13 protein-coding genes are annotated in these 14,159 nt (G+C 69.0%); 3 read left to right on the top strand and 10 right to left on the bottom strand.

Going from position 1 to position 14,159, the window contains the following annotated elements:
- Positions 1–7: 7 nt before the first annotated feature.
- From EAE32_RS05035 to EAE32_RS05025, 3 genes are all read right to left on the bottom strand, one after another.
- On the bottom strand, positions 8–1,111 hold the full coding sequence (locus EAE32_RS05035) for an ABC transporter permease (RefSeq protein WP_121864357.1): 1,104 nt from the start codon (positions 1,109–1,111) through the stop codon (positions 8–10).
- The gene (locus tag EAE32_RS05030; RefSeq protein WP_121845014.1) at positions 1,108–2,643 is read right to left on the bottom strand and encodes an ABC transporter permease; all 1,536 of its coding nucleotides are present in this window, start codon (positions 2,641–2,643) and stop codon (positions 1,108–1,110) included. The genes EAE32_RS05035 and EAE32_RS05030 overlap by 4 nt, the downstream gene beginning before the upstream one ends.
- Positions 2,644–2,751: 108 nt before the next feature.
- Entirely contained in the window at positions 2,752–4,539 is a 1,788-nt protein-coding gene (locus EAE32_RS05025; RefSeq protein WP_121845013.1) for an ABC transporter family substrate-binding protein, read from the bottom strand.
- Positions 4,540–4,812: 273 nt separating this feature from the next.
- Here EAE32_RS05025 and EAE32_RS05020 point away from each other — a divergent pair, with 273 nt between their 5' ends.
- Together EAE32_RS05020 and EAE32_RS05015 are read left to right on the top strand one after the other, a co-directional pair.
- Positions 4,813–5,376, top strand: a complete 564-nt coding sequence (locus EAE32_RS05020; RefSeq protein WP_243635579.1) for a LapA family protein — start codon at positions 4,813–4,815, stop codon at positions 5,374–5,376.
- Positions 5,377–5,494: 118 nt separating this feature from the next.
- Positions 5,495–7,708 (top strand): NADP-dependent isocitrate dehydrogenase, encoded by a 2,214-nt coding sequence (locus EAE32_RS05015; protein WP_121864356.1) that lies wholly within the window; start codon positions 5,495–5,497, stop codon positions 7,706–7,708.
- A gap of 142 nt (positions 7,709–7,850) precedes the next feature.
- Here the strand turns inward: EAE32_RS05015 and tpx are convergent, their stop codons facing one another.
- On the bottom strand, positions 7,851–8,348 hold the full coding sequence (gene tpx, locus EAE32_RS05010) for a thiol peroxidase (RefSeq protein ID WP_121864355.1): 498 nt from the start codon (positions 8,346–8,348) through the stop codon (positions 7,851–7,853).
- A 137-nt stretch (positions 8,349–8,485) separates the two neighbouring features.
- Here tpx and EAE32_RS05005 point away from each other — a divergent pair, with 137 nt between their 5' ends.
- Positions 8,486–9,472, top strand: coding sequence for a malate dehydrogenase (locus tag EAE32_RS05005; RefSeq protein WP_121864354.1), 987 nt, complete (start codon positions 8,486–8,488; stop codon positions 9,470–9,472).
- 155 nt (positions 9,473–9,627) lie between these two features.
- Here EAE32_RS05005 and EAE32_RS05000 read toward each other — a convergent pair whose 3' ends face one another.
- The 6 genes from EAE32_RS05000 to EAE32_RS04975 form a co-directional block, all read right to left on the bottom strand.
- Positions 9,628–10,146: an O-acetyl-ADP-ribose deacetylase gene (locus EAE32_RS05000; protein WP_121864353.1), complete on the bottom strand. Its 519-nt coding sequence runs from the start codon at positions 10,144–10,146 to the stop codon at positions 9,628–9,630.
- A 155-nt stretch (positions 10,147–10,301) separates the two neighbouring features.
- A complete protein-coding gene (locus tag EAE32_RS04995; RefSeq protein ID WP_121845046.1) occupies positions 10,302–10,688 on the bottom strand; it encodes a YchJ family protein in 387 nt (128 codons plus the stop codon).
- 33 nt (positions 10,689–10,721) lie between these two features.
- Positions 10,722–11,570: a uracil-DNA glycosylase gene (locus tag EAE32_RS04990; RefSeq protein WP_121864352.1), complete on the bottom strand. Its 849-nt coding sequence runs from the start codon at positions 11,568–11,570 to the stop codon at positions 10,722–10,724.
- Between the two features lie 61 nt (positions 11,571–11,631).
- Positions 11,632–12,306 carry an MOSC domain-containing protein gene (locus EAE32_RS04985; protein WP_121846879.1) on the bottom strand — a complete coding sequence of 225 codons (675 nt, stop codon included), beginning with the start codon at positions 12,304–12,306 and terminating at the stop codon, positions 11,632–11,634.
- Positions 12,307–12,327: 21 nt separating this feature from the next.
- Entirely contained in the window at positions 12,328–13,236 is a 909-nt protein-coding gene (gene trhO, locus EAE32_RS04980; RefSeq protein WP_121864351.1) for an oxygen-dependent tRNA uridine(34) hydroxylase TrhO, read from the bottom strand.
- A gap of 166 nt (positions 13,237–13,402) precedes the next feature.
- Positions 13,403–14,098 (bottom strand): trimeric intracellular cation channel family protein, encoded by a 696-nt coding sequence (locus EAE32_RS04975; protein WP_243635578.1) that lies wholly within the window; start codon positions 14,096–14,098, stop codon positions 13,403–13,405.
- Between the last annotated feature and the right edge of the window lie 61 nt (positions 14,099–14,159).

Genomic DNA, 14,159 nt, shown 5'->3' with positions numbered 1-14,159 from the left:
GGGCTGGTCATCGGGTGGCCTGACCCGCGGCACCGCGCTCGGCGGCGTCGCCCGGGGCGCTCGCCCGGGTCTCGTCCACTCCCGAGCCGATCTCGCGAGCGCGCTTGGGGTTGAACTTGCGCTGGCGCGGGTCGAACGCGTCCCGCAGGCCGTCGCCGATGAAGTTGATCGTCAACGCAATCGCGACGATGAACACACCGGGCCACCAGAACAGCCACGGCCGGGTGGCGAACGCCGTCTGGTTCTCGCTGATCAGCCGACCCAGGGACCAGTCCGGTGCCTGGATGCCCAGGCCCAGGTAGGACAGCGAGGTCTCCAGGAGGATCGCGGAGGACATCAGCAGCGTGATATTCACCGTGATCACGCCCACCGTGTTCGGCAGGATGTGCTTGAAGATGATCCGGCCGCTGGAGGCGCCCGCCAGGCGAGCGGCATCCACGAACTCGCGCTCGCGCAGGGTGAGAAACTCACCGCGCACGAGACGTGCGAGGGGCGGCCAGGAGGCCAGACCGATCAGCACACCCAGGGCGAGCACCGTGGCAAACGTGGGCAGCCCGTGCGAGCGCACCCAGGAGATAGCCAGCCGGCCCAGCAGCGCCGCCAAGATGACCAGCGGGATGATGATGATGACGTCGGTCAGGCGCATCAGCACGGCCTCGGTCCAGCCTCGGAAGTAGCCTGCGAGGCCGCCCACCACCGTGCCTACGATGCCCGCGATCAGTCCCACCACGATCATCACGATCAACGAGTACTGGGTGCCCTGCATGCACATGGCGAACAGGTCCCGCCCCAGGTTGTCCTGGCCGAACGGGTGCTCCCCCAGCGAGGGCGGCAGCAGCGACAGGGTGGGGCGACCACTGTTCATCACCGTGCCGGTGGCGTCCGGGCTCCACTTCCACCAGCCCGGGATGGGGCCGATGCCGATGGAGGTCACGGAGAGGACGACGATGAACAGGAGCACGACCACGGAGACGACCGCGCCGGTGTTGCCGAAGAAGCGCTGGCGGACCAGCTGTCCCTGGCTCTTGCCGCGCACGTCCTGGGGCTTTTGCCCCTGCTCGGGAACTTGTTCCACGGTCTCGGGAACGTCGATGGGTTGTGGCTGGCTCATGCTTTCACCCTCACACGCGGGTCGAGTACGGAGTAGACCAGGTCTGCAATCAGGTTGAAGACCATGGCCACGATGCCGGTGACGAGGAAGACACCCATCACCGGGTTGGGATCCACGTTGCGCACCGCCTGCACGAAGAGCTGTCCCATGCCGGTGAACGCGAACACGGACTCCGTGATGATCGCGCCGCCGATGAGCCCGCCGATGTCGTAGGCCACGAGGGTGGCCAGAGGGATTAGCGCGTTGCGGAAGGCGTGACGCATGACCACAGTGCGCTCGGACAGCCCCTTGGCACGAGCGGTGCGCACGTAGTCCTGGCCCATGATCTCCAGCATGGACGCCCGCGAGTACCGGGAGTAGGAGGCCAGTGCCAGCAGGGTCAGACAGATGGTGGGCAGCAGAAGGTGGGTGAAGCGGTCCAGCCCGGTGGCCCAGAAGTCACCGGTGAACCCAGGGGTGCCCGAGTTCGCGGTGGCGATGGGGCGACCATGGATGTGACTCGAGTTCACGTATTCCGGCCAGGACTGCATGAAACGGTCCAGGATGATCAGCAGGGCGACGAAGAACCCGGTGACTCCCGCCACGCGGGCGCCCTGGCCGCGGTCGTAGCCGCCGGCGAGGTACCCGATGGCAGCGCCCGCAGCGGTCATGACCACGGTGAAGACGAGAATGGTGAGGAATCCGCCGTTGCTCAGCATGTCCTGCACCAGGAAGTAGACCGCCAGGCCCACCACCACGGTGCCGAGCGCGGCGTACAGCGCGCGCCTGTTGCGCAGTCCGGCCATCAGGATGGTGGCGATCACCGCCACCAGGATGCCCGTCAGCGCGATCAGCGGAATGCCGAGGAACGGGTGGTTCAGCCAGTCGGTGGCGAGCACGAAGTAGATGATGCCGAAGGTCACCACGAAGCCGAGTGCCCCCATGAGGAGCCTGGTCTTCATCTGTCCGAAGGAGACCAGGAACCAGATGACGCCCGCCACGAGTGACATCACCACGATGGTGGCCATGGAGAGCACGGGTTTTTGCAGGAAGTCGTTGAACTGGATGGCCACCACTTCCTTGAGCAGCACCGCGAGCCAGAAGCTCGGCAGGGAGAAGCACAGGAACGTGAAGAACGTGATGCCGTAGTCCAGACCCGAGTACTGGCGCAGAGCGGAGACGATGCCCAGGGTGATCCCCACCACGATCGCCAGGATGGTGCCCACCGTGACCAGCATGATCGTCTGGGTCATGGCGAAGCCCAGCAGCTCGGTGACCTGCTGGCCGTCGCGGCTCACGCCCAGGGAGCAGGTGTCCGCGAAGGGGACGAGGCACCCGGCCGCGCCACCGAGCCACGTGAAGTAGCGCAGCACGGGCGGGGTGTCCAGGTTGAGGGCCTCCACGCGCGCGGGGATGAGCTGCTGTGCGTTGGGGTTGCCGTAGAGGTCCCACAGGGGGTCTCCGGACGCCGCCGTCATGAGGTACACGATGAACGATGCGCCCAGCAGGATGAGCACGGCCGTGATGAGCCGTCTGAGAATGTATGAAGTCATGTTGCTGCCTCTGAACGAGTGGTGGTCACGACGCTGCGCGGACGCGGGAGGCCCGCGCCCGCGCAGCGGTCATGAGGGAAGTGCCTCGGTCAACGGTTCTCGACCGTCCTACTTGCGGCTCCACTCGGAGACGTTCCAGAACACACCGGTCTGATTGGGCTGGTACTTGTCCACGCCGGAGATCTTGTCCGAGGTGGCCACGTAGCCCACGGACTGGAACAGCGGCAGGCCGTACGCGTCCTCGAAGGTGTGCTTGTCGATCTCTGCGATCTGGTCCACACGCTTGGACTCGTCCAGGTTGGTGCGGGCCTCGTCCACGAGCTTGTCGACGTCCTTGTTGGAGTACTTGCTGTAGTTGCCGCCACCGCCGGTCTTGAAGATCTGAGACAGCATCTCGGTGCCCACGCCCGGGGAGACCCAGCCGAAGAGGGAGGCGTCGTAGTCGCCGTCGGAGAGCTTCTCGGACCAGTTGGGGTCACCGAGGTCCTGCACCTTGAAGCCGGCCTTCTCCGCGGACTCCTTGATCAGCTGGAAGGTGTCCGTGCGCTGCGGGTTGCCGTTGTTGAAGAGGATGCGCACGGTGGGCGTCTTGCCGCCGAGCAGCTTCTTGGCGCCCTCGATGTCCGGTTCGCCGTACATCTTCTCGGCACCGTTCACCTCGGTGGCCTTTTTGTATGGCTCCCCCTGACTGGAGACGTACATCTGGGAGTTCAGCACCGAGGCGTCGTCCTTGACCGGCTTGATGAGCTGGTCCACGATCTTCTGGCGCGGGACGGTCTTCAGGAACGCCTCGCGGACATCCTTGTCCTTGAAGGTGTCCGAGCCGAAGTTCAGGTCCAGGTGGTCGTACGCGAGCTGGTCGCCCTTCTGGACATTCACGTTTTCGATCTGCTGCACCTGGTCCAGGGTGTCCTTGTTCACGTTGTTCGGCTGCATGATGTCCACTTCACCGTTGCGCAGCGCCTGGATCTGCGCGGTGGCGTCACCGATGGTGCGCAGCGTGATCTCGTCCAGCTTGCCGGGCATGCTGCCCTTGTAGTTCTCGTTCTTCTTGAGGGTGATGGAGTTGTTCTCCACCACGTTCTCGATCTTGTAGGGGCCGTTGGAGACGAGAACGTCCTTGTCGTCCGGGGTGGAGGTGAAGTTGAAGGCGGTGTCCCACGCCTTGCCGATCTTCTCCAGCTCGGGCTGCTTCTGGGGGCTCTTGGGATCGCCCTTCTTCTGGTTCTCGAGCACCTTGAGCAGCTCGTCTTCGGACATGCCGGCCTTCTTGGCCACCACGTGGGCGGGCATGAAGGAGTTGGAGTCGAAGGCGATCTCCCAGTCCGCGTTGGGCTTGCCCCACGTCACGGTCATCTTCTTGCCGTCCTCGGAGAACTTGGGCATGTCCGTGGTGTGCAGGATGTCCGTGGAGCCGGCAATCGAGAAGTAGTCCTTGCCGGTTTTGGCCTCCTCGTCCGCGTCATTGGCGTACCCGGAGAGTTCGCTCCACCACAGCATCATGTCGGCCTTGTCGATCTTGTTGCCGTCGGACCACTGCGTGTCCTTCAGTTCGTACTCGACCGTCAGAGGATCGTCGGAGACCTTCTTGTAGGTGCCGAACCCCTCGTTGGGGTGCAGCTTTTGCTCCGTGTCCACATTGGCGAAACCCTCGCGGGTCATCGCGGCCACGTGACCGTTGATGTCCAAGTTGGTTTTCGTGTAGCCCGCGTTGGCGCCGGAGAACTTGTTCGTCTCCGCGACGGTCACCACGCCGCCGTCCTTGCCTGCCGCGCTGCTGTCACCACCGCCCTTGCTGTCGTCCCCGCCACCGACGCTCGCGCAGCCGGTCAGCGTGAGTGCGGCGATCGCCGCGAGGGACACGGCGGCCTTGCCCTTGAAGGTGTACTTTCCCATGACGTTTCCTCCTGATGTGGTGCCCATGGAATGTGTGTTGCACCCCCGGTGGTTGTTACCCCGAGCCGTGGCTGGCGTCACCGATGACTGTGGTGCGTCTCACAATGAATGACAGGTTACCCGCCGCTAACCGATTCGGGGAAAAATGCCAGCGTGTCGTCGGGAGGTTTTATTTTCGGGCGTGTCGTGACGCCACACCTACGCCGCCCACCTCGTCGGTGCCCTGGCCTACGCTGGTGCCACCCAGCACACGACTTCCCCGGGAGGACCCCAGTGAGCAACACCCCGCACGACCGCCCCGCCGCTGCCCGTGAGACCGCGGCGTCCGACGCCGGAGGCGTCCGCCCGGACACCGGTGCCGTCCCCGTGTCGAACCCCCAGACCGGGCACCTGGGTGACGCGCCCGGGGAACCCGCCCGATCGGCGTCGCCCGCCGCCGCGGGCCACGACGACGCCGCGGTGCGCCCGGGTGCCGACACGCACCCCGATGCCGGGGGACGCGCCCCGCGGGGCACCGCCGCGGCCGAGACCGTGGACCCGGCCCTGGACGCTCCCGCCAAGCGCGGCGTCTCCGGAACGGTGTGGGCCGCGCTGATCGCCGGCGTGGTGGTGCTGATCCTGCTGCTGGTCTTCATCCTCCAGAACAACGTGCCCGCGCACTTCGAGTACATGGCGTGGTCCTTCAACCTGCCGCTCGGCGTGGCCATGCTGCTCTCGGCCATTGCCGGGGCGCTGATCATGGCGCTCGTGGGCTCGGTGCGGATGTTCGGCCTCAGCCGCCGGCTGCACAAGCTCGAGAAGGAGCGCGAGCGCATCCGGCACACCCTGGGCAGCTGACGCCGGAGAGGGTGGTCACACCCGCGGATCCGCGCCCGTCACGGCGGGTCCGCGCGGGCGGGACAGCGGTAGGCTGACGGGTAGCCCCAGTGACCGTCTATGCAAGGAGTCATTGTCCATGCCCAAGATCATCTACACCGAGACCGACGAAGCGCCCATGCTGGCCACCTACTCCTTCAAGCCCATGGTCGAGGCGTTCGCGTCCACGGCCGGGGTGGAGGTGGAGACCCGGGACATCTCCCTGGCCGCCCGCATCCTGGCGCAGTTCCCGGACCGGCTCACCGACGAGCAACGCGTCCCGGACACCCTGACCGAGCTGGGGGAGCTCGCCAAGACCCCGGAAGCCAACATCGTGAAGCTTCCCAACATCTCCGCGTCCATCCCCCAGCTCAAGGCCACCATCAAGGAGCTGCAGGCGGACGGCTACGACCTGCCGGACTACCCCGAGGACGCCTCCAGCGAGGAGGCCAGGCAGATCCGCGCGCGCTACGACCGCGTGAAGGGCTCCGCCGTGAACCCCGTGCTGCGCGAGGGCAACTCGGACCGCCGGGCGCCCAAGGCCGTGAAGGAGTACGCCAAGAAGCACCCGCACACCATGGGTGCCTGGTCCAAGGACTCCCGGACTAACGTGGCCACCCTGGGCCACGACGACTTCCGCAGCAACGAGCAGTCCGTGGTGATGCCCGCGGACGACACCCTCACCATCCAGCTCGTGAGCGACGGCGAGACCACCGTGCTCAAGCAGTCGGTGCCCGTGCTCGCCGGTGAGGTGGTGGACGCCACCTTCATGAGCGCCGCCGCACTGGACGAGTTCTTGAAGGCCCAGGTGGCCCGCGCGAAGGAGGAGGGCATCCTGTTCTCCGCCCACCTCAAGGCCACCATGATGAAGGTCTCGGACCCCATCATCTTCGGCCACGTGGTCAGCGCGTTCTTCCAGGACGTGATGCAGCGCTACGGCGAGGACCTCGCCGCGGCGGGGCTCTCCCCCAACGACGGTCTGGCCGGGATCCTCTCCGGCCTGGACGCGCTGGAGAACGGCGCCGAGATCAAGGCCGCCTTCCAGGAGGCCATCGACCACGGCCCCGAGCTGGCCTACGTGAACTCGGACAAGGGCATCACCAACCTGCACGTCCCCTCGGACGTGATCGTGGACGCCTCCATGCCCGCGATGATCCGCACCTCCGGCCAGATGTGGGGCCGCGAGGGCGAGCAGAAGGACACCCTGGCCGTGCTGCCGGACTCCTCCTACGCCGGCGTGTACCAGGCGGTCATCGACGACTGCCGCGAGAACGGCGCGTACGATCCCACCACCATGGGCACCGTCCCGAACGTGGGGCTCATGGCGCAGAAGGCCGAGGAGTACGGCTCCCACGACAAGACCTTCGAGATCCAGAAGGCCGGCACCGTGCAGGTGGTCAACTCCGCCGGAGACGTGCTGATGTCCCACGAGGTCCAGCCCGGTGACATCTGGCGCGCCTGCCAGGCCAAGGACGCCCCCATCAAGGACTGGGTGCAGCTGGCCGTGCGCCGTTCCCGCGAGTCCGGGATGCCCGCGGTGTTCTGGCTGGACGAGTCCCGCGCGCACGACCGCAACCTGATCGAGAAGGTCAACACCTGCCTCGCGCAGGAGGACACGGACGGGCTGGACCTGCGCATCCTCTCCCCCGTGGAGGCCACGAAGTTCACCATCGACCGGATCCGCCGCGGCGAGGACACCATCTCGGTGACCGGCAACGTGCTGCGCGACTACCTCACGGACCTGTTCCCCATCCTGGAACTGGGCACCTCCGCGAAGATGCTGTCCATCGTGCCGCTCATGAACGGCGGCGGGCTCTTCGAGACCGGCGCCGGCGGGTCCGCGCCCAAGCACGTGCAGCAGCTGCAGGCCGAGAACCACCTGCGCTGGGACTCCCTCGGTGAGTTCCTGGCGCTCGCGGCGTCCTTCGAGCACCTGGCCAGCCGCTACGACAACGCCAAGGCCCAGGTCCTCGCGGACACCTTGGACCGGGCCACGGGCACGTTCCTCGACGAGAACAAGTCCCCGTCCCGCAAGGTCAACGAGCTGGACAACCGCGGTTCGCACTTCTACCTGGCCATGTACTGGGCCGAGGAGCTCGCGCGGCAGACTGAGGACGCCGAGCTGGCCGAGGCGTTCCGCGAGATCGCCTCCGAGCTGCGCGCCAACGAGGAGACCATCAACGCCGAGCTGCTGGGCGTGCAGGGCTCCCCCGCGGACCTCGGCGGCTACTACTGGCCCAAGCCGGAGCTGGTCTCGGGCGTCATGCGCCCGTCCGCCACGCTGAACCGGATCATGGACTCCCTCACGGCCTGATCCGCTCCGCGCACGACGACGCCGCCGCGTCCCCTTCCCGGGGCGCGGCGGCGTCTTCTCTGGGCCGGTACGAAAAGTGCGGGTCAGGACTCGGCGACGGCAGCGGCGTCGTACCGCCCGGCGCAGCCCGCAGTGGTGCGGGTCAGGAGAGGGCGGCCACGGCGGCGTCGTAGTCCGGCTCGTCCGTGATCTCCGGGACGAGCTGGGTGTGGACCACCGTGCCGTTCTCGTCTACGACCACCACGGCGCGCGCGAGCAGGCCCGCGAGCGGGCCGTCCGTCATGTCCACGCCGTAGTCCTCCCCGAACGAGGAGCGGAAGGCGGACGCGTTGACCACGTTGTCGATGCCCTCCGCGCTGCAGAAGCGGGCGTGGGCGAACGGCAGGTCCTTGGACACGCACAGCACGGCGGTGTCCTGCAGCTCGGTGGCGCGCCTGTTGAACTCCCGGACGGACTGGGCGCACACGCCCGTGTCCAGGGACGGGAAGATGTTGAGCACCATGCGCTTGCCGGTGAACTCGTCCGAGGCCACGGGGGCGAGGTCCGCGCCCACGAGCTCGAACGGGCGGGCGGTGGAGCCCTCGGCGGGCAGCTCGCCCACGGTGTGCACGGGATTTCCTTGGAATGCGGTGTCAGCCATGTCCTCATTGTGGCCGCGCGGCCCCCGCAGACACAGGGGCTTCCGCCGTCCGCTGAACGGGTACCGCTGATAGCCTCGGGGCACCGACGTCCCTGTGACGCACCACACGCGCGTCACGCACTCGAGGAGGAAACACCGTGAGCCTCTCCCCCGTCACCGTTGCCGTCACCGGAGCCGCTGGTCAGATCGGCTACAGTCTGCTGTTCCGCATCGCCCACGGGGACCTGCTGGGCCGCGAGCGCCCCGTGCGGCTGCGGCTGCTGGAGATCCCGTCCGCGCTGCCCGCGCTGGAGGGCACGGTCATGGAGCTGCAGGACTGCGCGTTCCCGCTGCTGCGGGACGTGGAGATCGGCTCCGATCCCCGCTCGGTGTTCGACGGCGCCCAGCTCGCGCTTCTCGTGGGGGCCCGCCCGCGCGCCAAGGGCATGGAGCGCGGGGACCTGCTGGAGGCCAACGGGGCGATCTTCACGGAGCAGGGCCGGGCACTCAACGACGTGGCGGACCACGACGTCCGCGTGGTGGTCACCGGCAACCCTGCCAACACCAACGCGTTGATCGCCCAGCGCAACGCCCCGGACATCCCCGCCACACGGTTCAGCGCGCTCACGCGCCTGGACCACAACCGGGCCGTGGCCATGCTGGCCGCCGAGACCGGGACGTCCGTGGAGGACGTGAAGCACCTCAGCGTGTGGGGAAACCACTCCGCCACGCAGTACCCGGACCTGGACCACGCGAGGGTCGCGGGCCGCCCGGCCCTGGACCTGGTGTCCCGCGACTGGGTGCAGGACACGTTCATCCCCACCGTGGCGCAGCGCGGTGCCGCGATCCTGGCGGCCCGGGGAGCGTCGTCGGCGGCGTCCGCGGCGAGCGCGACGATCGACCACGCGAGGGACCTTATGCTCGGCAACCAGCGCGGGGACTGGACCTCCATGGCCGTGGTCTCGGACGGGTCCTACGGGGTGCCGCGCGGGCTCGTCAGCTCGTTCCCCGTGACCACGTCCGGCGGGGACTGGTCCATCGTGCAGGGGCTGGAGATCTCCGAGTTCTCCCGCTCCCGCATCGACGCCTCGGTGGCGGAGCTGGAGACGGAGCGCGCCGCGGTGACGGAGCTGGACCTGATCTGAGGGGCCGGACCGCACCGACCGCGAGGCGGCCGCGGGCCGGTCCCGGGCCGCTCACGCTGTGAAGTGGAGCAAATGCACCGCGGGCCCGTTCCCGGTGCATTTGCTCCACTAGAGAGCGCACGCGGCCAGCTGCGGGCGGCGCTCCCGGGGGATGGTCAGGCCTGCGCGGCGTCGAGGGCTGCCTGGAATGCGGCTTCCGCATCTGCCGAGAACGGGACGAAGACCACCGTCTCCACGTCCGTGTCCGCGGCCAGGACCGTGTCCACGGCGATCTGCGTGGCACCGTCCATGGGCCAGCCGTAGATGCCCGCAGAGATGGCGGGGAAGGCCACGGATGTCGCGCCGATCTCGTCCGCCACGCGCAGCGATTCCCGGTAGCAGGACGCCAGGATGTCGCTCTTGTCCTTCGTCTTGGCGTAGACCGGTCCCACCGTGTGGATGACCCACCTGGCCGGGAGGTCGTAGCCGTCCGTGGCCACGGCCTGACCGGCGGGGAGACCGTCCCGGAGCGTGGTCTCCCGCAGCTGCCTGCACTCGGCCAGCAGCCGCTTGCCCGCGGCTCGGTGGATGGCACCGTCCACTCCCCCACCGCCCAGCAGCTTGGAATTGGCGGCGTTGACGATCGCGTCCGTCTGGACCTTCGTGATGTCGCCCTTGCGGATCTCAATGTTCATGAGGCAACCCTACTGCCCGGCCCGGGGGCCGGCACCGACCCAACGGGTGGGAGGGGTGCGTGCACACCGGCGCACTCGGCTGCGCACCCGCGCCCCGGGGCCGGCACCGGTCACAGGGGTGGACGGGGCCTGCCAGCGCCGGTGCGGGCGAACGATTACCGTGAGACGGGACCCACATACATCCAGCGTCCGGCCCGGCGGGTGAACTCGGAGATCTCGTGCATCGCGCCCGGCCGACCACCGCTCTCATGGGCGGCCGTGAACTCCACGATGCCGTGCTCGTCCTCGGGTCCGCCGGCCACGGTGCTCTCCACGCGCAACCCCGTCCAGCGTGTGTCGGGGTCGATGGACGTGTCCGCGGGCCGGGTACGGGGATGCCACGTGCGGAACAGGTGGTCCTCCGCCCCCGTGGCGAAGGCCGTGTACCGCGAGCGCATCAGGGCCTCCGCCGTCTCGGGCCACGCCTCGTTCGTCAGGGCCGGCCCGCAGCACTCGGCCAGGGATGCACCGGCAGGGACTCCACCGCAGGGACACACAGTCATGGTCACCGAGGGTACCTGGAACACACCGTGCACCTAGGCGGGCGGTGCGGCGGCCAGGGCCAGGGCGTCGTCGAGCATCTGCTCGGTGAGCAGGCCGGTGAACGTGTTGCGCTGGCTCACGTGGTAGCAGCCCACGAGCCGCACGTCCCGCCCGTCCGGGGTGCGCAGGTGGGCGACGGCGCCGTGGCCGAACGTGGGGCGCGGGCGCGGCACCTCCCAGCCCATCCGCGCACTGGCGGCCAGGACCGTCTGCCACGCGATTCCGCCGAGTGCGAGCATGCCGTGCAGCTCGGTGAGCAACCCGATCTCGGCGTCGAACCAGCCACCGCACGCGGCCTTCTCGTCGGGGGTCGGCTTGTTGGCGGGCGGGGCGCAGCGCACGGGCGCCACCATGCGGACCCCGTGCAGGGCCTGGCCGTCCCCGGCGGTGCTCACGGTCTCGTGCTCGGCGAACCCCGCACGGTGCAGGGCCGCGTAGATCCAGTCCCCCGCACGGTCTCCCGTGAACATGCGCCCGGTGCGGTTGCCGCCGTTGGCCGCGGGGGCGAGACCGATGACGGCGAGCCGTGCCCGGGGATCCCCGTAGGACGGCACCGGTCGGCCCCAGTACGGTTCCCCGGCGAACGACGCCCGCTTGCGCTCGGCCACGTCCTCACGCCACTGCACCAGCCGGTCGCACGCGCGGCACACGCTGGCCATGGCGTTGAGCTGGTCCACGTCCGCGGCTGTCGCGGCGAGATCACGCACACGGGCGGCGTCGTGGGCCACCGGGGTGTCCGCCGCGGCGGGGTCCTCCGGCCAGTCGGCGCCGGGCGGCACGGGAGACGGGAAAAGCTTTCCGGTGAGGGGGTGCGGCAGCTGGGGCGAGGTGTCCTGGGTCATCTGGGATCCCTCCTGGGCATTCGGTCTTGCGGCTGGGTGGCGGCGCGGCGTCGTCGCCCGCTCAGAGCAGGGTGTCCTCACCGAGGCGACGCAGGATCTGGCGGCGCCACTTCTCGGGGAACTCGGGGGCGCGCGTGAGAGCGCGGTACGCGTCCCGGTCCGCGACGCCCGCGTCCATGGTGCGCACGACGTCGCTCACGGACACCGCCCCCGTGGGCCGGCTCACGAACTCGAAGGCGTCCCCGGCGGCCACGTGCCCCTCCCGCAGGACACGCAGGTAGAAGCCAGTGCGCGCGGTCCGCTCCATCTCGCGCGGCAGGTCCCAGTCCGACCAGCGCCGGGAAATGGTGTTGCAGGGCGTGCGCGGCTGGGTGACCTGCACGAGGGCCGTCCCCACCTGGAACACGTCCCCCAGGAAGACGCGGTCCTCGGTGGCACCGCGCAGCGTGAGGTTCTCCGAGAACGCCCCGGCGGCGAGGTCACGGCCCTCCCGCAGCCAGGCGTCGTAGTTCTCCGCCGGGTAGCAGCACACGGCCTTGTCCGGTCCGCCGTGGTTCTTGAGGTCGCCCTGCTCGTCGCCGATGAAACCCGTGCCGCTGAGGAAGACCCTGCCGCTGCGGGGAGCCTTCTCTGCTGCGGTCTCGAGCTCGCGGCCGTCCCACTGCTGCTGGCGCACCGCGCCGGTGTGCAGGGCGGTCACCGCGGCGTCGGAGACGGTGGGCTGGGGATTGTCCATGGTGTCGGCTCCTGGTTCCCGTCAGGCGGGGTGGGGTGCGGCCGGGGTGGCCGGGACGCAGTCGGGGCATCGAGAGCGGACCCCGCTGCCCGTGCAGGTCTCGCAGCACAGGAACAGCGCACGGCACTCGCCGTTGGCGCAGTTCACGAACCGCGGTGTGGGCTCTCCACACTCGGCGCACCGGCCCAGTGAGCGGGCCTCCGCGGAGAACTCGGTGTGCATGCGCCGGTCGAACACGTACAGGGAACCGTCCCACAGTCCGTCGTTGCCGTACTGCTCACCGTAGCGAACGATGCCCCCGTCCAGCTGGTACACGTCCTGGAACCCGCGGTTGCGCAGCAGCACGCTCAGCACCTCGCAGCGCACCCCTCCGGTGCAGTAGGTCACCAGGGCCTTGTCCTTGAGGTGGTCGTACGCTCCGGACTCGATCTCCCGCAGGAAGTCCCGGGTGGTCTCCGCGCGCGGGACGACGGCGCCGCGGAACCTCCCGATCTGCGCCTCCAGCCGGTTGCGGCCGTCGAAGAACACCACGTCCTCGCCGCGCTGCTCCACCAGCTCGTGCACCTCGTGGGGCGCGAGGTGCATGCCCCCACCCTCGACGCCGTTCTCCGTCACGGTGATCAGGTCCGGGGCGTCGAAGGTCACGAGCTCCGGGCGGACCTTCACGCTCAGCCGGGGGAAGTCCTCCCCCACGCCGTCCGACCACTTCACGTCCGCGTGCTTGAAGGGCGCGTACTCCCGGAGTCCCCGCACGTAGGCCTTCACCTCTCGGATGTCCCCGCCGACCGTGGCGTTGATCCCCTGCTCCGAGACGATGATGCGGCCCGTGACCCCTGTCCGCTGCGCGAGGTTCAGCTGCCACAGCTTCACGGCTTCCGGGTCCGCGAGCGGGGTGAAGACGTAGAACAGCACAATCTTGGGGAGGGACATGTGCTCCAGGGTAGTGGGGCCGGGCGGCGTCGTCGTGGTGGGCGCCGCCGTCGGTGGACGGCGCGCGAGCCGGGCTTCGTCCCGTGGGGCCCGCTCCCACGGCCGGTGCGGGCGGCCCGGTTCCACCACGCACGCCGCGTCCGCGCGAACGGCGGTGGTCCCGGCCCTACGTGCCGTCGTCGTCCTGGCGCGTGGCGGGCCTGCGGCGCAGCTTCGTGAGGGCACTCGGGCTCAGGTTCGCGGGGCCGGGCAGCCGCCAGCCGAAGCGGCGCGCGGCCACGCTGACCACGGCGCTGAGGACGATGGCCCCCGCCATCCCCCACGTGGGGTGGCCGAGCCCCACGAGCAGGGCCATGAGGGTGCTCGCGAGCAGGGCGCTCGTGGCGTAGAGGGTATTGCCCCCGAAGATCGCGGGCAGGCGACCCACCGCGATGTCACGGATCATGCCGCCGCCCACCGCCGTCACCACGCCCAGCAGGATGGCCGGAGGCCAGGCCAGCCCGGCGCCGAAGGCCTTGACGGTTCCGGTGGCCGCCCAGCACCCCACGGACAGGCAGTCCGCCACGAACAGGGCACGGAACGTCCACCTGCTGCCGAAGGCCATGAGATATGCGACCAGCGCACCCACCAGCGCGGTGGTGAGGTAGGCGGGGTTGGTGAGCGCAACCGGGAAACCATGCTGCAGGAGGGTGTCCCGCAGCATGCCACCGCCCAGACCCGAGATGATGGCCAGCACCACGAACCCCACGAGGTCCATGCGCAGCTGCCGGGCCACCACCCCACCCAGGATGCCGTTGGTCAGCACACCGAGCAGGTCCACGACGTCGAAGACGGCCTCCGGTTCGATGTCCACCGTGCTCACTCCCGTCCTGCCGGGCCGGACCGTCCCGGCGCCCCGCCCAGCATAGGTGGCCCTGCGGCGT

Source organism: Kocuria tytonicola, from assembly GCF_003687175.1.
In the GTDB taxonomy this organism is placed as follows: Bacteria; Actinomycetota; Actinomycetes; order Actinomycetales; family Micrococcaceae; genus Kocuria; species Kocuria tytonicola.
The sequence above is the reverse complement of the archived record's forward strand: the minus strand, read 5'-3'. Positions and strand labels throughout refer to the sequence as shown.

Bases quoted from the DNA above. Each gene is read 5' to 3' on its own strand.
- EAE32_RS05015 (WP_121864356.1), top strand. From the start codon at position 5,495: ATGCCCAAGATCATCTACACCGAGACCGACGAAGCGCCCATGCTGGCC.
- EAE32_RS05035 (WP_121864357.1), bottom strand. From the start codon at position 1,111: ATGAGCCAGCCACAACCCATCGACGTTCCCGAGACCGTGGAACAAGTT.
- EAE32_RS04990 (WP_121864352.1), bottom strand. From the start codon at position 11,570: ATGACCCAGGACACCTCGCCCCAGCTGCCGCACCCCCTCACCGGAAAG.
- EAE32_RS04995 (WP_121845046.1), bottom strand. From the start codon at position 10,688: ATGACTGTGTGTCCCTGCGGTGGAGTCCCTGCCGGTGCATCCCTGGCC.
- EAE32_RS04985 (WP_121846879.1), bottom strand. From the start codon at position 12,306: ATGGACAATCCCCAGCCCACCGTCTCCGACGCCGCGGTGACCGCCCTG.
- EAE32_RS05000 (WP_121864353.1), bottom strand. From the start codon at position 10,146: ATGAACATTGAGATCCGCAAGGGCGACATCACGAAGGTCCAGACGGAC.
- EAE32_RS05025 (WP_121845013.1), bottom strand. From the start codon at position 4,539: ATGGGAAAGTACACCTTCAAGGGCAAGGCCGCCGTGTCCCTCGCGGCG.
- trhO (WP_121864351.1), bottom strand. From the start codon at position 13,236: ATGTCCCTCCCCAAGATTGTGCTGTTCTACGTCTTCACCCCGCTCGCG.
- tpx (WP_121864355.1), bottom strand. From the start codon at position 8,348: ATGGCTGACACCGCATTCCAAGGAAATCCCGTGCACACCGTGGGCGAG.
- EAE32_RS05030 (WP_121845014.1), bottom strand. From the start codon at position 2,643: ATGACTTCATACATTCTCAGACGGCTCATCACGGCCGTGCTCATCCTG.